Source organism: Halomonas sp. H2 (genome assembly GCF_050215315.1).
Taxonomy (GTDB): domain Bacteria; phylum Pseudomonadota; class Gammaproteobacteria; order Pseudomonadales; family Halomonadaceae; genus Vreelandella.
Map to the genome: position 1 here is coordinate 3452935 of NZ_CP189760.1, position 26227 is coordinate 3479161.

General features: G+C 56.9%; 8 protein-coding genes and 1 pseudogene. 6 read left to right on the forward strand and 3 right to left on the reverse strand.

Features of this window, described 5'->3' with window-relative positions:
• Nucleotides 1-121 precede the first annotated feature (121 nt).
• Nucleotides 122-15127, reverse strand: coding sequence for a carbohydrate-binding protein (locus tag ACQE2I_RS16040; protein WP_427029051.1), 15006 nt, complete (start codon nucleotides 15125-15127; stop codon nucleotides 122-124).
• Between the two features lie 616 nt (nucleotides 15128-15743).
• Here ACQE2I_RS16040 and ACQE2I_RS16045 point away from each other — a divergent pair.
• Nucleotides 15744-16007, forward strand: a pseudogene (locus ACQE2I_RS16045) (type I secretion system permease/ATPase); the annotation flags it as partial.
• A gap of 30 nt (nucleotides 16008-16037) precedes the next feature.
• On the opposite strand, the gene ACQE2I_RS16050 reads toward ACQE2I_RS16045, so the two are convergent.
• A protein-coding gene (locus ACQE2I_RS16050; protein ID WP_225734554.1) for an IS3 family transposase occupies nucleotides 16038-17605 on the reverse strand; the annotation gives its coding sequence in 2 pieces (ribosomal slippage) (nucleotides 16038-17140 and nucleotides 17140-17605; 1569 coding nt in all).
• A gap of 80 nt (nucleotides 17606-17685) precedes the next feature.
• Here ACQE2I_RS16050 and ACQE2I_RS16055 point away from each other — a divergent pair.
• Nucleotides 17686-19194, forward strand: coding sequence for a type I secretion system permease/ATPase (locus tag ACQE2I_RS16055; protein ID WP_427031494.1), 1509 nt, complete (start codon nucleotides 17686-17688; stop codon nucleotides 19192-19194).
• 2 nt (nucleotides 19195-19196) lie between these two features.
• Nucleotides 19197-20537 (forward strand): HlyD family type I secretion periplasmic adaptor subunit, encoded by a 1341-nt coding sequence (locus tag ACQE2I_RS16060; protein ID WP_427029052.1) that lies wholly within the window; start codon nucleotides 19197-19199, stop codon nucleotides 20535-20537.
• Between the two features lie 264 nt (nucleotides 20538-20801).
• On the opposite strand, the gene ACQE2I_RS16065 is transcribed toward ACQE2I_RS16060, so the two are convergent.
• Nucleotides 20802-21476: a hypothetical protein gene (locus tag ACQE2I_RS16065; RefSeq protein WP_427029053.1), complete on the reverse strand. Its 675-nt coding sequence runs from the start codon at nucleotides 21474-21476 to the stop codon at nucleotides 20802-20804.
• A 209-nt stretch (nucleotides 21477-21685) separates the two neighbouring features.
• Between ACQE2I_RS16065 and ACQE2I_RS16070 the strand changes: the two genes are divergently transcribed.
• The 3 genes from ACQE2I_RS16070 to ACQE2I_RS16080 all read left to right on the forward strand — a co-directional run bounded on the left by ACQE2I_RS16070 (nucleotide 21686) and on the right by ACQE2I_RS16080 (nucleotide 26218).
• Nucleotides 21686-23253 (forward strand): IS3 family transposase gene (locus tag ACQE2I_RS16070; RefSeq protein WP_427029054.1). Its coding sequence is split into 2 segments (ribosomal slippage): nucleotides 21686-22151 and nucleotides 22151-23253, totalling 1569 coding nucleotides; the frame shifts between segments, so codons are not numbered across the junction.
• Nucleotides 23254-23486: 233 nt separating this feature from the next.
• Nucleotides 23487-24656, forward strand: coding sequence for a M20 metallopeptidase family protein (locus ACQE2I_RS16075; RefSeq protein ID WP_427029055.1), 1170 nt, complete (start codon nucleotides 23487-23489; stop codon nucleotides 24654-24656).
• Nucleotides 24657-24712: 56 nt separating this feature from the next.
• Nucleotides 24713-26218: an AbgT family transporter gene (locus tag ACQE2I_RS16080; RefSeq protein ID WP_427029056.1), complete on the forward strand. Its 1506-nt coding sequence runs from the start codon at nucleotides 24713-24715 to the stop codon at nucleotides 26216-26218.
• The last annotated feature ends 9 nt before the right edge of the window (nucleotides 26219-26227 follow it).

The following is a 26227-nucleotide window of genomic DNA, read 5'->3' on the forward strand; positions in this document are numbered from 1 at the left end:
AAAAGCCTGCGATGCTGAGCTGCCTCGCAGGCTTTATTAACGCTTTCTATGTCATCTTCATAGCTATATTGGCTCCATAAATAGCTGTATTGGCTTAATAAAGCACCATATTGACCGCAGGTTAGATTAAGACACCCTGGTCATCTTCCTGCACCCCACTGATGCTAACGTCCTCACTCAACACCGCGATCTCTTCCTCAGTAGAAGGATCATCATTTGGCTCAGCGGACATCGCCATCATCACATCCATGTCCGCTGCATTAGCCGCTTCCACGTCAGCGTCACGGCTGAGCTGGAACGAGGCCAGGTCCTGAGAGCCTCCGTTAAAGGTGAGCCGCAATACCTGGACACCCTCCTCCAGATCAAGGGTCACCGAGGGCCCATCCACATAGGTGCCCCAAGCGCCTGAGTTCGGCACCGAGCTACTTGCCTGGTCATAGGTCACCCCACCCTGCTCAACCGACGCTGTAATGCTGCGCCCGTTGTTGGGGTTGGAGGTAACGAACGACAGGGTGTGACTACCGGCCTGTTCGACGTTGATGGTGTATTCCACCCATTCGCCCTCATCCACCCAGCCAATAGCCTCTCCCTGACCGACGATATCCACGCCTTCATCTGGACGGAAATCCGAACCAATCTGCACGGCATCGGCATCATTGTAAGCAACGTCCTGCCCACCTTCGTCAAACTGTGCCGCATCAAGGGCCAGGCCTTCCTCAGCATCCACCAGCCATGGGGTTCCTCCTGAGTTGAACGCTTGCTGTCCATCTCGTTCCAGGGTGAACGAAGCCAGATCCTGTGAGCCACCACTGAAGGTGAGCCGTAGCACCTGCTCGCCTGCCTCCAACGCGACCTGGGTAGCCTCGGTAGGCTGGAAGTCACCCCAGCCACCGGTGGGAGGTATCACCGAGTCGGCTGATACGTAGGGCGTGCCATCGCCTTGGGCAAAGGTCGCTGTGATGCTGCGCTGAGGGCCGCTGCCGTCACCGAGAGCTGACAGGAACGACAGGTCATAGACCCCCGACTGCTGGATGTTAAGGGTGTATTCCACCCATTCACCCTCGTCTACCCAGCCGATGGCCTCGCCGTCGCCGACGATGTCCACGCCATCACCGGGACGCACCGCAGTACCGATCTGGCCAGCATCAGCATCGTTGTAGGCTACGTCCTGGCCGCCTTCGTCGTAGTTGACCGCTTCCAGCGTAAAGTCACTGCCCACCTGCCAGGGGTTACCGCTATCAGTAAAGGCCTGCTGCCCGTCGTCTACCGAGGCCTCCTCTACCGCCAATGTGAACTCTGTCTGAACGCTAGCCTGGCCGTCCGAAGCCGTCACGATAATGTCGAAGCTTCCCGCAGTAGCAGCCGTTCCGGAGAAAACTCCGCCCGGCGACATTGATAGGCCGTTGGGCAGACCGCTAGCGGTATAGGTCAAGCTGTCTCCATCAGCGTCGCTAAAGGCATCCTCAGGCAGGCTGAAGTCGATGGCTTCGCCTTCCACCATGGTGACGTCGTTAATGCCTGCCTCAATTACCGGTGCTTGGTTAGGCGGGGTCTGCTCAACGGGCACCAGGTTGAACGATGCTAGATCCATGGGGCCGCCATTAAAGGTTAGCCGTAGCACCTGCTCACCTGCTTCAAGCGATACCTGGGTGGTGTCGGTCTGGGTGAAGTTAGTCCAGCTTCCCGTTGGTGATACTCCTACAGGCGAGGCCGATACGTAGGGCGCATCGCCCTTGGCGAAGCTCGCGGTAATCGAGCGAGCGCCTGGGCTTATGGAGTCCATCGCAGTCAGGAAGTCGAGATCATAGACGCCGTCTTCCGACACGTTGATGGTATATTCCACCCATTCGCCGTCCTCAATGAAGCCAATTGCCTGCGATGGCGTGGAGATATCCACCGCCTCGTCGAACCGGAAGGCATCACCCTGGTGAGCGGCGGTGGTATCGTTATACGCCACGTCCTGGCCGCCGTTGTCATAGAAGCGCGCTTCCAGGTTCAAGCCCTCAGCGCCCACCTCCCAGGCTGTTTGAGTGTCATTAAAGGCACTCTGACCATCGTCCACCGGTGCTTCAAAGTCCAGGTTAAACGATGCCAGGTCCAGTTGGCCGCCGTTAAAGGTCAGCCGTAGCACCTGCTCGCCCTCTTCCAGCTCGAAGGTCAGCGGACCGACGGTCTGGAAGCTGGTGAAGCTGCCAGTGTTAGGAAGACCCTGCACCTGAGCTGGGGTATAGAAGCCGCCATCCTGCTCGAACGCCGCAGTGATGGTCTTGCCATCGCTGACTGCCGAGGTTGAGAAGCTCAGGATATAAGTCCCCGCCGTCTCTACGTTCAGGGTGTACTCAACCCATTCGCCATCAGCGATGTAACCCAGTGCCTCGGTACCATTCGAGATATCCACCGCCTCATCGGAGCGGAAGGCGGCCCCAGAGTGACCTGGGGTGGTGTCGTTATACGCCACACCTTGTCCACCGTTGTCGTACAGTTTGGCCTCCAGTTCCAGACCATCGCTGCCCACTGTCCAGGCGGCTTGGTTGTCATTGAAGGCGGTCTGACCGGCCGGATCAGGGTTGTCGATGAAGTTTGGCACACCGTCGTTGTCATCGTCGTCGTACAGATCCACCCGGCCATTGCCGTCGGCATCTTCCGCCCCAGTGGGGTCATAGGTGGTGACGTTCTCCACCAGGAAGATATTGTCGTTGTAGTCGTAATTCACCCCAGCATAATCCTGGATCACGATATAGGTGTCGGGAATCACGTTACCGGCAGCGTCTTTGGCGATATAGACGCGGATCAAATGACCGTCGTTATCGTCCCAGTTAAGGTTGGTTCCCGGGTTGCCGATGGCATCGATGGTATCCTCGTAGAGATTGGCATCCGGATCAGACCAAGAGATGTACCCTTGACGACCGGATATCTCGGCGAAGAAGCCAAAGGGTTCATTGCGATCAAGCGTGGTCGTGGTCAGCAGCTCACCGTCGTTGAGTGTGCGCGGCAGCAGCGTCTGGCCGTCGGCCTCGTCGTGGGCCAGAATCTCATCGAGATTGCGGCTATCCACGTCGTGGACAAACAGTCGGGCCACGTCGCCCTGGGTGTGGTAAGCCGCCAGTTGAGTGATCTTGATCGGCGAGCTACCATCGGCACGCTGGAAGTAAGGTGACAGAATCTCGTCGCCGTTGGCTTCCACCAGCCCTCCCTGGTTCATCTGCCCTTCTGCCACATTGGTGGTGTAGCCAAAGGCGTTGATGATTTCCTGCACCATCGGCTCCTGACCGCTCTCGGACTGATTCTGAGCCAAACCGGCCAGCTGGATAACCTTCTCGCCCTCGTCCGAATCGCTTGAGTTGATCACCAGACTCGCCTCGTACAAGCTGGCATCATTGGGGTCATCGGCGATGAAGCGCACCGTTACGTCGATAGACTCACCCGGCTCAAGGCTTACCGCCGCGAATGCCTCGGTAAGCTCAAAGAGGGTGGTATCACTAACCTCAATGCTGTTGATATCCAGGGTCTCGAAGCCGTCATTTCGGATCGTGATGGTGGCTTCGTCGTGCACTTCTTGCGCATCGTTGGCCGGATTCTCGATACGCGACATCACCAGGCGATCGTTGGACGGCACGCCGTCGTTATTGATCACCGTCAGCTCGCCACCGGCTATCGGCGACACGCCCTCGATGAGGAACATGTTGTCGTTGTAGTCGTAGTTGATACCGGTGTAGTCCATGATCCCCAGATACGTATTGGGAATCACATTGCCCTCGGCGTCGAGCGCCCGGAACATGCGCACCGTGTAGCCGCGCTCGATACCCTCAGCGTCGGCCGGGGGCGTGCCGCCCCCTTCGGGGTTCAGCGATGGGTCGGTGGACAGGTTCGCCACCTCGATACCAAACACCCCCTGCCCCGTCCAGCCGCCGGGAATATCTGCCAATGAAAAGCTCGCGGTGGCAAACTGCCCATCGCTCTTGATCGGCAGAAGGCTCTGGTTATTATCCCCAGCATGGTTGCTGAAGATGATGTCCTGGCCCTTGTTACCCGGGTTATGGATACCCAGCGTTGCCCCGCTGGGGCCATGATAAGCCGCCAGTTGGGTGATCTTTGCCTCTCCGGCACCATCAGCCAGCGTCCAGTAGCGCGACAGCACTTCGTCGTCGTTAACGGGACGATAGAGGTCGAAATCATTCAATACTGAATTCTCGCCGCCTCCCACGGTGGTCAGACCGTCGATACGGTTTCCAAAGCCGAACACCTCCCACACTTCATTGACGTTGGGTTCCCAGCCGCCTTCATCACGTGCCTGCCAGAAGCCGGCCATATGGATTTCGGCAATCGGCGAATCGGCATCGTTGGTCACCAGGCGAATGCGCCCTTCGAATACGCCATCGCCAGCATCGTTGGTGGGGGGCGTATAGCTGTCCCGGTCGAACAGCACCGTTACGTCCAGCGATTCTCCGGCGGCGAGTGTCAAGCCTTCAAAGGCGCTCGGGTTCTCAAGCACGAAGGGGCCATCAATATCGGCATCCAGAATCTCCAGCACCTCACTTCCGGTGTTGGAAATCGTGACGGTAGCACTCTCCTTGAAATCACGATCGTCCGCCGAGGCGCTGTTGTTCTCCAGGTAGCTGAAGTGGAGCCGGTCGGAGTAGTAGGCGGCATCGCCGCTCTGTACGCCGATATCGGCCCCTTCGTCCCCGGTTAGCGGTGTGACGTCGAGGTAGTCCAGCTCATCGGCGCCGTCGGCGCTGGATACCACGCGCAGGTTATACTCCACACCGGCTTCCAGCTCGACATAGGTGCCTTCCTCTCCGGCATCCCCCTCACCCGGATAGGACAAGACATCCACTGGCTGGCCGTTGAGGGTGAGAGACAAGCCCTGACCATCGCTGGCACCGGCGTTGGCCGCCAGATCCAGGCGATAAAGACCATCAGCATCCACGGTAAAGTAGAAGTCAGCAGTCAGGTCGTTGATCGTCCGAGCGCTGTCACCGCTTTCAAGCTCGATACGCGCGCCATCGGAGACATCGGCATACACCGGCATGAAGTTATCTGTCGGTGCGTCAGGCACTCTTAACAGGTCGACATTAGGCCCGTTGGCCTCTGGGGCCGTCACGCTGATGGTGTTGCTGCCTGTTTGCAGATTAACCAATAGCTCCTGGAAGAACCAGTTGCTTTCGGCCTCGTTGCTCTGACCAGAGAAGTTGACTAGGCCTAGATTAACGCCATTGACTGTCACCTCCATCGGACGGTCGGCTTTGCTTGCCGCCAGGGCATAGCGGAAGCCAACCTGGTAATTGCCAGTCTCATTGACGTCGACGGTCCAGGTAATGGTCTGATCGCCAGTGCCGTCGAAATCGACATAGCCATCGCCGGAGGCATTACGGTCATCGACGCTTTCCGGCACCACGACAGGGCCGCCAAGCGAGGCATTCTCGGCCTCGTAGTCGGTGAAGCCCAGGGTGGAGTCCTCAGGGGCTTGGAGTATCTCCAGCTGATCGATGTTAGGGCCGGTATTGGCCGTGGCCTGCAAGCGCACGGTGTTCTCACCGACCACCAGCGCGGCCTCGATATCCTGTGTCATCCACTCAGCCCAGCGCTGGTCTGTATCGACGATGCCAGCCGGCGCGGGGCCGAAGTTATAGACGCCAACACTCTGGTTGTTGACGAATACTTCCAGTGGTCGGTTAGTGTCACCACCGTTGGCGTAACGAAGACGCAACACAGAATCGCCAGCATCCTCCGCGGCCAGATTAAAACCGAAAGTCATGAAGTCGGCATTGGTGCTGCCGTAGTCAGCGTAGCCGCCAGGCACGCCGTCGTTACCGTTGGTATTGCCATCCAGGCCAAAGGCGCCGGGGCGCAGACCGTTAGGCAGACCTTCAGTGGTTTCAGTGTTGTTGATGTCGCGAATTTGGATTTCCGTGCCAGCGCCCTCAGCAATCGTCACCGACGTGCCGTCATTGGGAGTGTTATCTTCTGCCTGGATGACCAGCAGCGATACCAGGTCGTCACCCGGTTCAGGATCGGGGTCCACCGGATCCACGACGCCACCCGGTGCTGGGTCGAGGCGGATAATCTGGCTTTGCCCGTTCCCCCGGTTCAAGGTCAACAGATACAGCTGGCCGGTCACCGGGTTTTCGATAACATCCAGCGGATCAACGTAGCTGATGACGTTACCGTCAGGATCGCGCAGCACATCGTCACCGATCACATTACCGTTGGCATCGAGGGTAATGCTACGCACGTCGTCGCCGCCCGAATATTCGGTGAACAGCACATTGCCCTGCAGGTTGCCACCGAAGATACCGCTGGTGTATTCCACCGCCCCGTTGGGGGAACGGTTCTCGCCCAGCGAGTAGACACCGGAGATATCGTAGTTACCCTCCGGGTTGGTTCCTGTTGGATATCGATCCACCTGATTGGGGTCGCTGCCGCCGGTCGGGTTGCCACCGTTCATGATGTACTCATCCCGCAGCGGGTTGGGATGCCCGTAGTAGCCTCCCTCAACGATCTTGAACAGGTAGTCATCCTGCTTTTCGACGTTGGTGTAATGCTCATCTTCCGTTGTTGAGGGGTTGTCCGGCACATTACCACCCGCTGCCGAACCATTGGTCGGTACGTACAGGAAGCCGTTTGAATGCCATACCAGATCGTAGGCGTTGCGTGCACCGGTGGCGAAGATCGTCAGCACCGCGTCCTCGGCGTAAGGATCGTAGTAGTTCTGGAGAACGTTGCCGTCGGCGTCCTGCACCGTGGCCACACCACGCTCATCGAACACCAGGAACTCGCCGTTGCCCATGGGGATAGGGTCATCCTTGGGATGGCCGTCCGGGTCATCGAAGCGGGTGTTCTGGCCGTTGTCAGGGACAGGTTCGGTGGAGACATCAAAGCCCCCGGGAGGAGCATCGCGGGTCGGATCGATCTCCATCACCGCGGCATTGAGCAGACGCTCGGGGCGGTTGCCCCAGGCGCTATCAGGCTCACCCATCGCCGAGTTGGAGCCCTGGATCAGATACAACAGGTGTGTCGGCACATCGGGATTGGTGGCCGCGTCATAATCCGGATTTTCGCGGAACTCGAGACTGTTGGTCACGTGGTCGCCATTGGAACGCGGCAGCCCCGAGATGTAGGGCTCGGCGGTGCCGGAGAAACCGTTGCCGCCGTCAAGGGTGATTTTGGTGATCCGGCCGCTGAACTCCGGCACACCGTTATCGCGCCCGTTAAGCGGGATCGGGTAGTTGTCGGTAATCCACAGCACGTTCGGGTCGGTGGGATCGACCGTCAGGCCGATAATGCCCCGCCGATCATTGTTGCTGTCGGCGCCTGGTTCAAAGAAGTAATCACTGGGCAGCGACAACTCCTGTCGATTGATCAGCGATCCATCATCAGGGTCGATATCGAAGCGCAGGATCTGCCCGCCAATGGTCGCCACATACATTGTTGAGCCGTCGGAAGTAATCTCGAGCGATGTGAAGCCAAAGGCATCATCTGCAGCGCCATTAAGCTCGACCACATCGTTGAAGGCCACGTCGCGAGGGACGACTTCAGGCGCCTCACCAGTCACGAAGGTGTTGGTGTACTTCTGGAACTCCCGGGTCGGGGCATCAGAATCATCATTCGGGCCGCGGTCCTGGAACCCATTGATCACCAGGGTATAGCTGGTAAAGGGCTTGAGCGCGCCGCTGGGCGAAATAGTCAGGGAGTCGAAGCCGCCGGTTGTATTGACGTTGAAAGAAATTTCCTCGCCAGTGACCGTTTCAAACAACTTCACCGAGCCATCATTGAGGCTCTCAAGCAAGGCGCCGCCACGCCCGTCGACCACCGAGATACCGACGAAAATGTCCGACGTCGGGTCAACGCCGCTGGGAATCGCACCGTCCTCAGGGTCGAGGTCCACTTCCACCTCGTTTTGCCCGACACCAGCAATAGCTCGCGCGTCGGTGAAGAAGGCATAGTCTTCTGGTGCTTCGCGAGCATCATCCGGCGTCAGGTCAGGCAGCGACTGGATTTCGATGTACTGGATCTCGGTGTTCTCATTATCCAGCCCCAGCGAGTCCAGCGTCAGACGGCCGTCGGTAACCTGCACGATGCGGGTCACGAGGTCGGAACGCGCCCCTTCGGTGTCGTCGCCTGGGTTGCCATCCGCCGGGAAGTCGTCCGGTCGGAAGGGGGTGAAGGGGTCGTTGAACAGCTCACCTTCGGCATTCAGTACGTTACGGCTGTCGTAGGGCCCGGAGGTGTCGCCAATCGAGATGGTGACTTCGTAGTAGCCGTCATCCAGCTCCATTTCCCAACCAGCACGTACATAGGCGCTTCCTGGCTGGTCGAAGTGGGCGTAGGTGCCCTGACGCGGGTCGAGGCCCGCAATATCATCGGTACGGTCGTTGACCGCCACGCTGGTCAGCTCACTGATATCCAGCGGCGTCGTGCCGGGTTCATCGTCGTAGATCGACTCTTCGGTGACCCAGCCGTACTGGTAGGTCTGGCCGTCGATGGTCACGGACTGGGTGCCGAACGCTTTGCCGTTATCGGCAATATAGCCTTCCGGTACCGCCACTCCTTCGGGCTGGAAGTTGATCTTGACCGAGAAACGATCGCCCGGCTCGACCACGTCTGGCGGCTCGACACCGTCCCGCGCGACGCTCAGGCTATCAATGTTGGGGCCTGCATTGCCCACGTTCTCAAGCCGGATCGTATTGCTGCCCGCCTCAAGCTCAACTTCGATAGTGGCTTCCTGCCAGTTCAACCAGCCGGCGTTGCCTTCACCCGTGATGGGGAAGGCCATCTCACCCTGGGACTCGCCGCCCACCAGAATATTCATGGGCCGGTCAGCACCGTCTCCACCGCCATTGGTGTAGCGCACGCTCAAGGTATAGGTGCCCGCTTCTTCGACATTCACGTCAAAGAAGGCCGCATCACCGGCTTCGCCACCCATGTCGAGATAGCCGGTGCCGGTATAGCCTTCCCATAGCCCATCGGGGCCAGCCGCTTCGTTGGTTTCAGGATTATCGTCGTCACGCACCACTGTATCCGGGGTAGGCTCATCATCGTCGATCGACAGGGCCTCGCCCTGAATTTCGAACAAGAAGGGCTCGGCCGGAGGTTCGCTGCCATCGTCCTGTTGGTAGTTGAAAGTGATCTGGTCGATGTTGGGGCCGTTGGCAACACCGCCGTTGGCCGCGGTGGGAATGGTCAGCGAGAAGGTATTGGCGCCTTCGTTAAGCGTTACCTCTATCTCTTGCTCCAACCATTCATCCCAGGGGTCGTTTACGCCATCGTCCGGCGCATTGGCAAAGGGAACCTGAAGCTGACCAGCGCCATTCACCGCAAGATCCAATGGACGAGGCGCGGCTCCTCCGTTGGCGTAACGGATCGTGGCCGTATAGGTGCCCGCCGCTGGCGCATCGATATTGAAGGTGATTTGATCGCCGGCATCGGTGCCGAAGTCCAAGTAGGCGTCACCGACGGCTCCCTCACGGAAGTTACCAAAGTCATCGGGATTGTCTGCATCTACCACGCGCGTGACGGCTCCTTGGGCAGTGCCGCCGACGTCGGTAACGATGGCGTCTTCACCCTGAACGGTAAAGGGCTCAACCACCACATTGCCGTCACCAATGATCACGCTTTCGTTCGCCTGAGCCTCGTTGCCCACAGCGTCGGTGACGATCAGCGTTACGGTGACGTCACCGCTCTGACCGCTGAGATCCACCGTGATATCGCCGTTCGCCGCTGGCGTCACGGCTGTACGAGTGGTGCCACCATCGAAGCTGATTTCATAGGCAACGATGTCGTCATCGGCACCAGCCACATTAAACAGCGCCGTGGCAAGCTGGTCTGGCTCCAGGGTATCGTCGGCAGCGGTCAGGCTCAGGTTGCCATCTACGTCGGCACTATCATCGACGGGGATCGGTCCCGTGCCACCTTCGGTGATTTCGATACGGTCGATATTGGGACCAGTGGTCGCGCCTGCCGGTATCGCCAACTCAATGCTGTTGCTACCCGCTTCCAGGGTGACGGTAACCGTCTCGAACAGCCAGTTATCGAAGCCCTCTTCCGGGCCGGTGCCATCTGGGTCGGTGGCCAGCATATCGAGCACGACCGGCGTGCCGCCATTGATGACCAGGTCCAGTGGACGATCAGAGTTGGTCGCATAACGCACGCTGATGTCGTACTCGCCCGCTTGGGCCACATCGACCTGCCAGGTGGCGTTGTCGCCGGCAGTATCGCCGAAGTCCAGATAGCCAGTGCCGGTAAAGCCTGGACGCAGGCCGTTCTCTAAATCCGGATTGTCTTCGGGATTATCCGCATTGCGAACCGTGGTGTCAGTTTCATTGGCGTCGGTATCGAAGCTGGTCACCGTTCCGTCCTGCACCTGCAGGCTAATTGGCGAGAAGGGGGCTTCATCGACGTCATCAACAGTGACTTCCAGGGACTGGACGTCGGCCAGGTCGCCGTCAGTGACTGTCACCTCTACTTCGTAAACCCCATCTTCGTCGTTATCCACCGGCAACTCGAAGTCGCGGGCGCTGGTGAAGCTCAGCACGCCGGTCGTTTCGTCGATGGTAAACAGCGGCGCATCAATGCCACCGGTGATCGCGAACACAGGCGCATTGAGCCCGGTGGTAACACCATCCTCGTCAACGACGGGAATTGCACCGATCTCGGTCAGGTTCTCGTCAACAGAGTAGGCGACCTGATCAATGACGATGCTTTCGTTGAGATCCGCCACCGTGATCAAGGTATCCTGCGAGACGCTTTCTCCACCGTCAGAGACGGTAACGGTCAGCTCATAAACACCGTCTTCATCGCTGTCGGCGGCAAGCTCCGCGTCTGGCGGGTTAACGAACATTAGCTCCCCGCTCGCCTGATCAAAGCTGAACAGGGCTACATCGGCGCCGGACAAGGTTACAGTCAGACCGTCGCCATCGGCATCGTCAATTACCAGGCTGGCCACAGCTGACGTGTTCTCGTCAACGCTAACATCGGCCGCTAAGCCTTCCAGTGTCGGCACGTTGTTGGACGGCTCCTCGATACGCTCGAACACCAGCGAGTCAACACGCATCTGTTCGCCACCGGCACCACGAAGCTCAAGGCTTGCCAGGTCGTCATCGGTGACCTCGAAAGGCGTTTCGAAGACAATTTCCTTGTGGTTACCGCTCTGCCCCGCGTTACCACGAGGGCCGCTGCCCACAATAGTGCCGAAGTCGTCGCTGAGCACCACATCAGAACTCAGGCTGTCGCTTGAGGCATTGCGCGCTTCAAGCACGGTATCGCCGATGGTCAGTGTCAATGAACCTTCACCATCGTTTTCATCGAACACATACAGACGTGCCACGTACCAACCGGGCTCTACGCCACCGGCTGCCAGGTCGGTGCCAATGGTAGCGGGTTCGTTACTGGTCAGCCGAATCAACTGTTCGTTGGACGCGCTCGCGCTACCGGTCACGATCAGATTGGACGCATCGAGATCAGTGAAGTTTTCCGCCTCAATGGTAATGGCGTCACCCACCTGAGTGCCTTCGATCACGAAGCTCAGTGTTTGGGTGTCGGCCAGACCAGCCGGATCGGTGGCACGTATCACTACGTCGAACGTGCCGCCTTGGCTAGGTGTGCCCTGAATAACGCCATCCACCACCTCAAGCCCGGCGGGCAGGTCCTCGACAGAGAGCGTCAAGCTGTCGCCATCGGGGTCGGAAAACAGTGACTCAAAGTCCACCAGCGGAATCTGGATGAAGTTCTCCCCCACTTCGCCAAAGTAGGGTTCCAGTGCTACTGGCTCGGCTACCGGCGCGGCGTTGACGTTTTCAACTGTCAGCGCAAAGTCAGTGGAGGTACTGGCAGTGCCGTCATCGGCGGTCACCGAAATGGTGTAGCCGCCGGGGGCGAGTCCTTCGAGGCTGCCACTCAGCACCTGGTCAGCGACGCTCAGGCCGTCCACGGTGACCGGCTGGCCGTCGCCGTCGGTCACCTCGAAGCTGAAGCTAAGCGCGTCGCCATCATCATCGATAAAGGGCAGATCGACTTCGATATTGGAGCCTTCATCAAGGCTGAGATCGGCGATACCGCCGCCAACGACCCGCGGAGCGCTATTGGTGTCGTCGACACCGGCTTCCGACAGGCTGACGGCGCTAAAGCTGGAGCTGCCCTTGGCACCCAAATCATCGTCGTTGACGAACACCAGCGAGTCGATGGAAGTGCCCGCATGTGCCGACAGGTCGATGGTGAAGCGGAAGGTGCCGTCACCGTTATCGACACCCTGACCGCGCAGGTCCACAAACCCGCCCTGAGTCTGGGTACCGCCCAGTTGGTAAACACTGTTACCGCCATTAAACGGATTGGCGTCAGCATCGAAACCAATCGCGACAATTTCTGGCACCGGCGAGCTAGAAATAGCCAGATCCAGCGTCAGCAGTGTATCGCCACTGATGATGTAGCTGCTCGGCAGCTCGGCCCGCTTCCAGACGTTGTCATTCAGAGTGAGCGTGGCGCCTTCGTCCTCCACCGCTGCGCCGGTACCGCTTGCCGGATTGTCCTGGGTTTCGTTGTAGGCGCTGATGGCAGCGTCATCGAAGGTAACATCGAGCGCCACCGGCTCCGGATCGGTCGCTCCAGCCAGTGTCACTGTGTCTGCTACGCTTGCTTCGTTACCGGCTGCGTCGGTCACGATGAGCGTCACCGTCACCTCGCCTGGGCCCTGCCCCAAGAGATCCACGGACAGGGTATCGCCGTCGCTGGTAGCCGCCTGGCGAGTGGCGCCGCCGTCGAAGCTGACTTCAAGGGTCGAGTCGGCGTCGATGCCGGCAACACCAAACACCACTGAGTCGCTATCGCCCGCCTCAATATCGGCATCCGGGCCGTCAAGCGCCAAATCACTGCCTTCATCGGCCGTAGTATCCAGGGTAAGGTCAATGGACTGCTCGACACGGTTGCCGAAGGCGTCCAGGGCGATCAGGGTGGCCGTGAGATCGCCATCGGCCTGACCGGACAGATCCAGCGTAAAGCTGCCATCCTGGTTCGGCGTGACGTCTTCGACGATAACACCACCATCGAAGCTCACCCCGACAGATTCGATGTCATCATCAAGCCCGGTCACGCTGAAACCTGCCTCTCCTGCGGTTGCACCATTGATGACGGGATTGTCTGCGCTGAAAGCCAGCGGCGTGGCATCAGCATCCGCCACGACATCGCCTACCGGGCCACTGCCTGCCGTGGTCACTTCCAGGCGGTCAAGGTTCGAGCCGCTTCCAGCACCAGTGGGAATACTCAGTACAATCGTGTTATCACCAGCGGCGAGCTCGGTGGTCAGGCTTTGATAAGCCCACACGTCAAAGCCTTCCGGCGCTTCGTTATTCGCGTTAGGGTCCGTGGATAAAAACGCCTGCTGCGGGAGTGGTGCACCATTGACGGTAAGGGCCATTGGGCGGTCGCCACTGCTGGCATAGCGGAAATTTAAGTCGTAGCTGCCCGCTTCTGTCACGTTCACGGTAAAGGTCAGGCTATCGCCTGGCACGCTGCCATAGTCGACATAGCCGGTACCGGAGTAGTCAGGGCGAAGGCCCTGGAAAGTCGAACCGTTTTCGGGATTTTCGGCGTCGCGCACCAGAGTGCCGGCGTCATTGTCAGTACCCAGTTGAGCGTCCTCGGCTTGAACGACGATGGCATCGATCACTGGCTGCGACGGATCAACCGGATCAGCATTTAGCAGCGCCACCTCGATCTTATCGATATTGGGGCCATTGGCGGCTCCGCCCAGGCGCAGGGTATTGCTGCCCGCGGTGAGGGAGATTTCAATGGTTTCAGTGGACCAGCCTTCCCATTCGCTTGGGTCGGGAGCGCCGCCAGGCAAATTGGCCGTGGGCACATCGCTGACGTCGTCTGGGTAGTAAACGGGCTCACTTGTTGCCGCAAAGGTGAAGGCTCCAAGCGAGCTAAGCGCTTCGCCATCGACCAGGGATAGGTCTAACGGACGCGAAGTACCTGAGGAGGCATAGGTCACGGTGACGTTGTAGGTACCGGCGGTGGCGACATCCAGAGTGAACTCGCCATAGGCACCGGCATTATCGAATGCCCAGTCAAGATAGCTCGCGCCCTCAGCACCGACACGGAAGGTTTCCAGCCCACCGGTAAACTCGGCGATGTTGTCGACGGTGACCACCCGGTTGGTGGTGCCCAGTTCGACATCGGAAGATGGCGAAACCGTCATGTCTTCGCCCTGAACCACGTAAACATCAGGGTCGGGCGCGCGCACTTCCAGGTAATCAACGTTAGGGCCGCTGGCACCGTTTGACGTGAAAGTCACTGTGTTCTCACCCGCCTCGAGCTGTACGCGAATGGTGCGCTCCCCAAACTCGCTGAAGTCAGTAGAGTCGCCTGTCAGGGTGGTGCTGGGCAGGTCAAACATGCGATCAACCAGTTCGCTGTTGACGTCCAGCCGTAGGGGGCGATTGCGGTCAGAGCCGTCGTCATTCTGGCTAAGCGCATAGCCCAGCGCTAGGTCGTACTCCCCGGCTTCGTCAACGTTGAAGGTGAAGGTCAGTGTCTCCCCGCCATTAATACCATCGCCATAGTCCACGTAAGCCTGCCCGTCGGCATTAGCGGCATTCGGCTGCTGGGCTGGGTCATCAACCACGTTAATTCCAGGCCCCGAAATAGCCGCCGAAGCACCATCACTCACATCGGTATCTTCGGCCTGAATACGCAGCGGAGTGAAGGTATCGGGTGTCACGGCCAGGGCCATCAATGGGCTATCTTCAGTCAGAGGTAGAACCGCTTCGAGCGAAGTCGCTTCAGCGGAATCACTCTCTGGGATAACATCAATCTCAATGTCCATATCCGAGCCGGGTAGCGTCCGGCCAAGCTCATCCATGGCCTCCAGCCGTAGTTTTAGTCTACCCAGAGCGGGGGGTGGAAGATTTTCAAAGACGAATGGGCGCTCGAAGCTTTCAAATATTGAGGTCTCATTACGTGCATCCTGCCATGCCATTCGCAGGGTATTGGCAGACGACTCCCAAGGTGAGGGGGACAACATTACATGTAACTGATTGTCATTAAATGCATCTACTCCCCAGCGGTCTCCTTCGCTAACGGAACCCAGCAGAGACTTGGCTTGACCAGAAAAAAACGACATTGAATACATGTCCCACCCCTTCGGCTTTAATTAGAATTCTTCATGTGCACCATGAGGTGCATGTAAGAGCAGCCACTAGCCTTTTCCCTACAAACTGCTGTCAAATTGAGGCGTCCATGCCACGTGCCCGCCATGGGCAACTAGGCCTACTATTGGTGAGTCTAACCGGGCTTTTTCAGGTGGCAAGCCAGAGTCTCAGAGGCATTACTGTATCTAAATGTTACTATAAATATTTATAAAACGACGTTAAAATAAAAATAAATCAAACACTTAAAAATATAATAAAAAAACAAGTAACGGTTATCGAATTAAATATGGAAAGAAAAATAAGTGGATTTAATTATAAAAACGACTCAATCGTCTCACGTTAAATTTTAATGGATAAGACTTTCAGGATTAGCAAATCTAGATAATCATAACTAAAAAAATAGCAACATGGATTCAGAAAAAATACGATGCATTAACTTACAATTAATTTACAATTTAACTACACATATAACAGATGGTTAAGCGCCTCAGGCCGAGACTTATCACTGACTGACAGGGCCTTCTCCTTAGATACCAAGGTGACTAGCCTGTATGAATAATCACAACATTTACAACAACAATGCTCTGGAGCTCGGCTATGTCGGATTCACGCGCAGGCTCAGACCTAAAGAAGGTGCTTAGCACCTGCAGACGCAGCTTTGTCGATGTGGGAGCGTTCAGTTTATTTATCAATTTGCTGATGCTGGTTCCACCGCTCTACATGCTGCAGGTCTATGACCGGGTGATCACCACTCGCAGTCAGGAAACGCTACTAATGCTTACCTTGGTGGTGGTCTTTCTGTTTGTGGTAATGGGCGGGTTGGAGCTGGTTCGCTCTCGTATACTCGTACGGATCGGTAGTTGTCAAGAAATCTGTCGCCTCTGAGGTCTTTTAGGCCACCTGTTTTTCCGGCTCTACGACGGTGACCTGGAGTTCCCGCTCTGGGTTGAGTGACACGGTACCTATCGGCGTCCAGTTGCGGGTCTTGCCGCTCCAGCGTGCGGGGTTGGCCGCACGTGCTGCCTGATTGATGGCATGGCGCTTGGCCAGTACATCGGTATCCCCGCCAGCATGGCGCTGTGCCGGCGTCACCAGGCGAATCCCGCTGTGGCGATGTTCGTGGTTGTACCACTGCACGAAACCGGCCACCCACTCACGGGCATCGTCGACCGTGGCAAACCCGTCGACGGGGTAGCAGGGCCGGTACTTGCAGGTCCGGAACAGCGCCTCCGAGTAAGGATTATCGTTACTGACACGCGGCCGGCTGAAGGACGGCGTGATGCCGAGGTCATGCAGCTTCTCCAGCAGCGTGGCGCCCTTGAAGGGGCTGCCGTTGTCCGCATGCAACACCAGCGGCTGATCGATGATCTGCTCGGCCAGCACCGCCCGCTCCAGCACGCTGCGGGAGTTATGGGCCGACTCAGCCAGAAACACCTCCCAGCCGGTGATCTTGCGGCTGAAGATGTCGATCATCATCACCAGGTAGTAGTACTGCCCCTTGATCGGACCACCCATCCAGGTCGCGTCCCACGACCACACCTGGTTCGGCGCAGTCGCCTGGTAGGTCGTGGGCTTGGCGCGGCGCTGAGGCGTTTTGGCACGGCCACGATGCACCACTTGCCGATGCTTGTGCAGGACGCGGTAGAACGACGAGGGAGAGGCCACGTAGCGCTGCTCCTCGTCGAACAGACGCACCACGATCTGCTCTGGCGGCAAGCTCGCGTACTCGGGGCGGTGGCACACGTCGAGGATCTCCTGCTCTTCGGCCGGTGTCAGTGCGTTAGCCGGCACCGGCCGGTCGACCAAAGGGCGCTGGTCCTCGCGTAGCTCGCCGTCGCGCGTCCAGCGTTGGTACGTTCGGGCGGTGATGCCCAGCTCGCGACAGGCGGCTTCCAGGCGGGCCCCTTGGGCCCGGGCGTCTTCGATCAGCGCGATAGCGCGTTGGCGATCTGGGGTGCTGATCATTCGTCCTCGTCCCCCCAGATCGCCCTCGCCTTTTTTCGGAGGGCCAGTAACGCTGCGGTTTCCGCCAAGGCCTCGTTCTTGCGAGCCAGCTCCTTCTCCAACGCTTTGATGCGCTTGCGCTGCTGCTTGGCCTCGTCGGCCTCACGCTGGCGTTCCGAGTGCGAGAGACTGGCGGCCTGCTCACAGTCATTCCGCCAGCGCTCCAGCTGTTCGGGATAGATCCCCCGACGGCGGCAGTATTCCGCGGTTTCCTGGGCGTTCATCGAGGCAGTTTCGATCACGGCGCTGAACTTATCCTTGGATGACCATCCATCGGCGCCCTTGCCCAGAGCATCCGGCAGACAGCGGCCTTCGGCACGGGCTTCCTTGCGCCACTTGTAGACGGTGCCCAGCGAGATCCCTTCCTGCTCCGCGATTACCTGCGGAGAGAGGTTGTGGGGAGGCAGCAGCTTGGCAACCACGGCTTGCCGGCGCTCCTCGGAGTAACGAGGCATGAGTGTCTCCTTTCGCCCCCTGATCGGTTTATAAGAACAGGGTATCAGAGGGTGCGACATTCATCCTGACACTGGGGGGGATCGGCAACCGACTCGATGTTCTCATCAGCCAGCGTCTCTATTCCGCGATGTTCAAACGCTCCCTGATGATGCCCGGCAAGCCCTCCGCTCAGCCATTGAATGACCTTACGACGCTGCGACAATTCCTTTCCGGTAACGGCCTATTCGCTTTCTTTGATGCTCCTTGGGTTCCGATCTATATTGCCGTGCTAGCGATGTTTCACCCATGGCTCGGTCTCTTCGCCCTGGGAGCAGGAATCATCTTGGCCACATTGGCCATCATCAACGAAATCATCACCAAGTCGCTACTGAGCGACGCCAATAGCCAGCACGTACTCTCCCAGGACTTAGCTAATAGCAACCTTAGAAATGCCGAAGTGCTTCATGCCATGGGCATGCTACCCGGCATCATGGGCCGCTGGAGCGCGCGCCATCGCGAATACCTGATCCTGCAATCAAAAGCCAGCGACAGAGCTGGCATGATCACCAATACCTCCAAAGTCCTCAGACTGATGTTTCAGTCATTGATCCTGGGCCTAGGCGCGTACCTAGTACTGGCCGGCGACCTTACCCCCGGTATGATGATTGCCGGCTCCATCCTGATGGGGCGTGCGTTGGCACCTATCGACCAGATGATCAATGGCTGGAAGGGGTTCTCAGGTGCGCGCACCGCCAGAGCACGACTTGAAGAACTGCTCATTACCATTCCAGCTGAAGAACCGAGCATGCCGCTCCCCAAACCCAAGGGGCGGCTTGTGTTAGAAGGAGTAACTGCCGCGCCTCCTGGGCAGAAACTACCAACCCTACGCGGCATCAACCTAACGCTGGCTAAGGGAGAGCACCTAGCCATTGTAGGCCCCAGTGCATCCGGTAAATCCACACTGGCACGCGTCGCCCTCGGCATCTGGCCAAGTCAGTTCGGCTGTGTGCGCCTGGATGGTGCCGATATCACCCAATGGAATCGCTCAGCCCTGGGCCCCCACATCGGCTACTTACCTCAAGATATCGAACTTTTCGATGGCACCATCTCAGAGAATATTGCCCGCTTCGACGAAATAGACCCACAAGCAGTAGTGCTGGCGGCCCAGAGAGCGGGCGTGCACGAAATGATCCTGGAACAACCTAGCGGGTATGACACTTGGTTATCCCATGGGGGTAACGCCCTCTCTGCAGGCCAGCGCCAACGTATCGGCTTGGCACGAGCGCTGTATGGTCAGCCCGTGCTGGTAGTACTAGACGAGCCTGATGCCAACCTGGATGAAGCGGGCGAACAGCTACTTGCCAACTGCTTGATCCGGCTACGCCAGGAAGGCACCACAGCACTGATCATCACCCATCGAACACTCCTGCTGCATAACGTCGACAAGGTCTTAGTGCTCAAAGAAGGTCAGATTTCCTCAATCAAACCACCCACCAGAGTGGCCCCTGTGACACGGATGACGGCTGATGGAGGCCGACCTGTGCCAGCGCAGCGCGTGACCACGCTGAGACCCAGTGCAAGAGGCCGTAATGGCGGCGAGGACACCTAGTCATGAATATGCAAAAGACGCCAAGCACCAGTATCGCGCCAGCAGCAAACGATGAGCTGCCTCTCGAAGATAAGCGGTACCGCCGGCTGGGCATCGCCATACTGATCCTGGCCGTTGGTGGCTTCGGCAGCTGGTCGGTATTCGCCAATCTCGCCATATCGGTGGTTGCCCCAGGCTCCGTATCCGTAGAAAGCTTCACCAAGACAGTGCAGCACCTTGAGGGCGGTATCGTCGAGAATATACTCGTCGAAGACGGCGACCAGGTTGAAGCGGGCGATGTATTAATGGTGCTTGACGATACCCAGGCCCGCTCGCAGTTGCAGGTCACCCGCTCTAACTACCTCATTAGCCGAGCTACCGAGGTGCGCCTTTTAGCTGAGCTAAGCGATGCCGAGTCGCTCCATTTTCCTAAGGAACTAACCGACTCTGGACACCAGCGGGTGCAAGAAGTATTAGATGTTCAGCGCCGTTTATTCCACTCCCGACGTGAATCCCTATCCAGTACCCTTGCTTCGCTAGACGAGCAGATTGTTCAAATGAACGAGCAAATAGAAGGTTTGACCAATACCCAGAACATCAATCAACGGCGAATCAGCTCACTCGAAAACGACGCTGCCAACCACCGCCAACTGTTTAAAAGAGGCATGATCAGCAGCCAAAGAATGCGCGAATTGGAACGTGAGAGTCTCGAGTACCAGAGCGTTAATGCCCAGCATGCATCCGAAGTCGCCCGCTTACATTCGCAAATCAGCGAAAACGCGTTACAAAGACAGGTTCGCCTGCAGGAGTTTCAGCAGCAGGTGGGTGAGTCACTGCGCCAAACCCAGACCGAAGTCACCGATGCGGAAGAACGCCTAAGTGCCCTTATGGATAAGGTAAACCGCACTCAAGTGCTAGCACCAGTTTCGGGAACGGTGGTAGGGCTAAAAGTGCACACGTTGGGAGGCATTATCCGCTCTGGGGACCCACTACTTGATATTGTGCCAACCAATGTCGGCTTCATTGTCGAGGCCAAAGTTCCGGATCACGATATCGACCATCTCTATATGGGGCAGCCGGCGGAAATCCGTTTCAGCGCCTTTAATCAACGTCTTTCCAACGTCATCAACGGTGAGGTCATCCATGTAAGTGCCAACAGTTTCGAAGACGAGGCGACCCGAGCGCGTTATTACAAGGTGCGCTTGCGTGTCACCACCGAAGGCCAAGAGAACATGACCGAAACCATGAAGCTGCTGGCCGGTATGCCAGCCGAAGTGATGCTACGTACCGGTGAGCGAAGCTTTTCCAGTTACCTAGCCAAACCCATTACAGACATGCTAGCCCGCGCTATGCGCGAAGATTAAGTTGTTACGAGTACCGCTCGGCATAGTGGGGGATTTTTGACCAAAACTAAGCGACCAGTTTATCCTTAACATCAAGTGTTTTTTGTAGTGGCTCGATAAAAACCGGCTACCAACGTAGGTGGTCACCTAGCTTGGATTTCTCATAGCGTCTCAACAAGTACCGCACCCAGGCCGTAAAGCCACTAAAAACCTATTGATGAGAAATCCGGACTAGCTTGAAAGCAACAACCCGACGTAGCATCGCAACTCATGTAGTATCGCAACTTATGTATACTGGCCTCGTAAGCTGTTCTCATGGTTATATTTTTGGCTAAACAACTTTCCAAGTTGATAAAGATCATGCATATACATATCAAGCTTAGCAATAACGTACGTCATGAATATTAATGCATAAATAACCAGCATCACTATCAATGGCTCATTAAGCCAAACCAGCAAGGGCATCGACACTGCATAACCAAGCGTATAAATACTCATTGCACCTAATAATTGCACCAAAAAACAATTAAAAATTATCAACGTTATCAGTAGCCCTCGGGCATCCACCTTTGGCAAGTTTGTCTTCAAGCAAGGCAGGTGGCGAACACTCACATGACCGCTGCTTACATCACCTCTATCGCTGCCTAACGCTAGCCTATTTTTGCGCCGCACCAATGGGATTGCATAAGTACTCTCCTTCTCTGTAGCAAAGGCTTCCCGCACGATATCTCGACTGAAACCAGGCCCCAAGATGTTGGTGACTGCCTGATCAAAACCTGACCACTCACTCGTGAGGGTGGCGGTTTGTGCGCTGTCTGAAAGCTCATTCAAGTGGCTAAAATCAGTAGATGACAGCTTTTTTTCATTACCAAAATTTATATTGAAGTGTGTTTCATACACCTGATAAAGAGCGAACGTAACGCCTACAAATATCATTAAGAAAATAACAAAAACCAGCATGTTAATGACCTCAACTTAAATCCGGAATCAAACACGATGGTGGCTATTCTGCCCTAATTTTCACGTTATCACCATTCACTACTTCTACATTAGCCAAGCGATGAGAGCGGCAAGAAACGATGACTACTCCACCCCCAGTGTCAGGATGAGTGTCGCACCCTCTGATACCCTGTTCTTATAAACCGATCAGGGGGCGAAAGGAGACACTCATGCCTCGTTACTCTGAGGAGCGCCGGCAAGCCGTAGTGACCAAGCTGCTGCCTCCCCACAACCTCTCCCCGAAGGTGATCGCGGAGCAGGAAGGGATCTCGCTGGGCACCGTCTACAAGTGGCGCAAGGAAGCCCGCGCTGAGGGGCGGTGCCTGCCGGATGCTCTGGGCAAGGGCGCCGATGGCTGGTCGTCCAAGGACAAGTTCAACGCCGTGCTTGAGACCGCCTCGATGAACGTCCAGGAGGCTGCGGAATACTGCCGCCGCCGGGGCATCTATCCCGAGCAGCTGGAGCGGTGGCGCCACGACTGCGAGCAAGCCGCCAGCCTCTCCCAGTCAGAACGCCAACGTGAGGCCGACGAGGCCAAGCAGCAACGCAAGCGCATCAAGGCGCTGGAGAAGGAGCTCGCCCGCAAGAACGAGGCCCTGGCAGAAACCGCGGCGTTACTGGCCCTCAGAAAAAAGGCGAGGGCGATCTGGGGGGACGAGGACGCATGATCAGCACCCCAGATCGCCAACGCGCCATCGCGCTGATCGAAGACGCCCGGGCCCAGGGGGCCCGCCTGGACGCCGCCTGCCGCGAACTCGGCATCACCGCCAGAACATACCAGCGCTGGACGCGCGACGGCGAGCTACGCGAGGACCAGCGCCCTTTGGTCGACCGGCCGGTGCCGGCTAACGCGCTGACACCGGCCGAAGAGCAGGAGATTCTCGACGTGTGCCACCGCCCCGAGTACGCGAGCCTGCCGCCAGAGCAGATCGTGGTGCGCCTGTTCGACGAAGAGCAGCGCTACGTGGCATCCCCCTCGTCGTTCTACCGCGTCCTGCACAAGCACCGAGAAGTGGTGCATCGTGGCCGCGCCAAAGTACCTCAGCGCCGCGCCAAGCCCACGACCTACCAGGCCACCGCGCCGAACCAGGTGTGGTCGTGGGATTGCACATGGATGGGCGGTCCGATCAAGGGGCAGTACTACTACCTGGTGATGCTGCTCGACATCTATAGCCGCAAGATCACCGGCTGGGAAGTGTTCCTGGCCGAGTCGGCCCACAACTCCCGTACCGTGCTGGAGCGGGCGGTGCTGGCCGAGCAGATCATCGATCAGCCGCTGGTGTTGCATGCGGACAACGGCAGCCCCTTCAAGGGTGCGACGCTGCTGGAGAAGCTGCATGACCTTGGCATCACGCCATCGTTCAGCCGGCCGCGGGTCTCCAATGATAACCCCTACTCGGAGGCGCTGTTTCGCACCTGTAAATACCGGCCTTGCTACCCAGTTGATGGGTTCGCCACGGTCGACGACGCCCGTGAGTGGGTGGCCAGCTTCGTGCAGTGGTACAACCACGAGCATCGCCACAGCGGGATCCGCCTGGTGACACCGGCACAGCGACATGCTGGCGAGGATACTAGCGTGCTGGCAAAGCGGCATGCCATCAATCAGGCAGCGCGTGCGGCCAACCCCGCTCGTTGGAGCGGCAAGACCCGCAATTGGACGCCGATTGGCACCGTATCTCTTAACCCGGAGCGGGAGCTCCAGGTCACCGTCGCTGAACCGGAAAAACAGGTGGCCTGAATGATCTCAGAGGCGACAGATTTCTTGACAACTACCGTCCATTGCGTCTATAAAGGCACCTAAAGCCAACACCAAGGCACCTCAGAGCAACCTCATGGGAGTTATTAGCATTCTCCCCCCTCATCGTTGCTTTAAAGGCAACAAACCTGTCATTTAAAGTACTCCTCCCCGCCGACCAAGTCGCTTAACGTTAAAGCGCTAAAAAATGACATTGATGACTGCAAGGACAGGACATGCTTTCAAAACAAGTATTTTCAGACACACAACTACAAGAAGCCACCGCGCTGCGTCATAAGCTGCATCAAAACCCAGAGCTAAAATTTGAAGAAACTGATACCGCCCAATTAGTCGCTGAGCGGCTTCGAGTACTTGGATACCAAGTAACCGAAGGGATTGCTACCACTGGTGTTATGGCGGAGCTAGATACCGGGCGAGAAGGCCCAGTGATTGCCTTTCGCGCCGATATGGACGCGCTACCTATCAAGGAAACAAACACGTTTAGTCACCGCTCCCAACGAGAAGGCCTGATGCACGCCTGCGGGCACGATGGACACACCACCACGCTGCTGCTTGCCGCCGAGGCCATCATCGCATTGCGGGATGAACTGTGCGGTCATATCAAACTGCTATTTCAGCCAGGTGAAGAGGGCGGTAACGGCGCAGATTTAATGGTTAAAGCGGGCGTACTGCAAAACCCAAAAGTGGATGCAATATTTGGCTACCATAATCGTCCAGGCTTTCCCACAGGCCAGTTATTCGTTAAACCTGGGCCTGCCATGGGAGGTAACGATACTTATAAAGTCACCATCGAAGGCGTCTCTGGGCATGCAGCCATGCCGCATTTGGCAGTCGACCCTATTTATGTAGGTGCATCATTGGTTCAGCAACTGCAGGGGCTGGTTGGTCGTCACAAATCGCCGCTGGAAGCGGGCGTTATTACAGTGGCTTCCTTCCACTCTGGCGGCGCTGCTAATGTTATTCCCGGCCAAGCCGAGCTGTTGATTAATATTCGCAGTGACCGCCCCTCTTCCCGCAATGCGCTTGCTGGGAAATTGGAACAAGTCATTCAAGGCGTATGTGCGGCGCATGAGGCGCAATATCATCTGGAGCACCTACACCAAATTCCCCCGCTCATAAATGACTCAGCTTGGTCTGAACGGCTGTTGGCATTAGCCAACGAATACGTTGTTAGCAACGATATTCAGCAGTTGGATTATATGCCCACCATGGGTGCTGAGGATTTTGCTTTTTATCTCCAGGAAGTACCGGGCTGCTTCTTCTTCGTCGGTAACGGAGATGGTGCTTATCTGCATAACGAGCGGTATGACTTTAACGATCAAGTTCTACCGATAGCGGGCGGCATGTTTGTTGCTTTAGCTAAAGGGCTGTTATCCAGGGACTAATTGTCCACCACTTGTATATAGGCCTGAAAAAGTCTAAAAAAATAGGGATTAAAACGATGCAAGGCGTACTCACTTCCATAGAGCGTGTAGGCAATAAGTTGCCTCATCCGTTTATTTTATTTGCCATTCTGGCGGCTGCCGTCGTCGTAATATCCGCCATACTCGCTACTGCTGGTGTTTCTGCGATTAATCCACAAACCGAGGCAGAGGTTTACGTTCGCAACCTGCTATCGGCTGATGGAATCGAGTTTATGCTGACAAGTGTGGTCAGTAACTTCGTCAACTTTCCGCCGCTGGGGCTAATACTCGTAGTCATGTTCGGCATAGGCTTGGCCGATAAAGTAGGCCTCATGTCGACTTTGATGCAGGTCAGTGTGGCAAAGGCGCCACCCTCACTGCTTACCTTCTGCGTATTTATGGCTGGCATTTGCGGCAGTATCGCATCAGATGCTAACTATCTTATCCTGATCCCACTAGCGGCTATGGTGTACTACTCAGTAGGGCGACACCCAATTGCTGGTGCAGCAGCGGCTTACGCCGCCGCCGGTGCAGGGTTCGATGCCAGCCTTTTTATTACCGTAGGCGACGCGCTGTTTGCAGGCATTACCACTGATGCAGCACGCTTAGTGGATCCAGAGGCCTATGTATCACCGATCGACAACTACTATTTTGTCGCTTGCTCGGTGTTTGTGCTCGCGACTGTTGGCACTTTGATCGTTGATAAAATTGTAGAGCCCAGGCTTCAGCGTACCCTGCCGATGGCCAAGGATTTTAAAACCGATATCGTCAAACCAGAACTGACTGATGCAGAAAAACGTGGCCTCAAACGTGTAGGTATTGCCACCCTGATCTATATAGCACTGATACTAATAGTAGTGGTACCGGAGGCATCGCCATTGCGCAATGAGGAAGGAGGGCTCATTCCATCACCTTTCCTACGCTCGCTGGTGCCGCTGATGTTTATTTACTTTGTCACCATCGGATTGGTGTACGGCATCACTACCAGTAAAATCACCAGTAGCCGCGATGTCCCCCAACGGATGGCAGAATCGGCTAGCGACCTAGCTCCCACGCTAGTACTGTTCTTTGCCATTTCACAATTTATCGCTTACTTCCGCTGGTCTGAGCTTGGTCAATACATTGCTATTGAGGGCTCGAACATTCTGCAAAGCACAGGGTTTACCGGGCTGCCTTTGGTAGGTGCATTCATTGCGATGAGCGCGGTGCTTAACGTCTTTATGACCAGCGGCTCTGCCCAGTGGGCATTAATGGCACCGGTTTTTGTGCCGATGCTGATGATGATCGACTTTGACCCGGCCTTTGTACTGGCGATGTTCCGTATAGGGGACTCCAGCACCAATATCATTTCGCCAATGAGCCCCTATTTCTCGGTCGCACTGGTGTACATGCAGCGCTATAAACCTGACATGGGGCTGGGAACACTTATCGCTACTATGCTACCGCTAGCTTTGAGTTTCTTGTTAGCTTGGTCGGCATTTCTGATGTTCTGGTTGGCTATGGGATGGCCTATCGGGCCAGGTGTTTACATGATGTCGAACTGATTTCACATC

Bases quoted from the DNA above. Each gene is read 5' to 3' on its own strand.
- ACQE2I_RS16040 (WP_427029051.1), bottom strand. From the start codon at position 15,127: ATGTATTCAATGTCGTTTTTTTCTGGTCAAGCCAAGTCTCTGCTGGGT.
- ACQE2I_RS16060 (WP_427029052.1), top strand. From the start codon at position 19,197: ATGAATATGCAAAAGACGCCAAGCACCAGTATCGCGCCAGCAGCAAAC.
- ACQE2I_RS16065 (WP_427029053.1), bottom strand. From the start codon at position 21,476: ATGCTGGTTTTTGTTATTTTCTTAATGATATTTGTAGGCGTTACGTTC.
- ACQE2I_RS16075 (WP_427029055.1), top strand. From the start codon at position 23,487: ATGCTTTCAAAACAAGTATTTTCAGACACACAACTACAAGAAGCCACC.
- ACQE2I_RS16080 (WP_427029056.1), top strand. From the start codon at position 24,713: ATGCAAGGCGTACTCACTTCCATAGAGCGTGTAGGCAATAAGTTGCCT.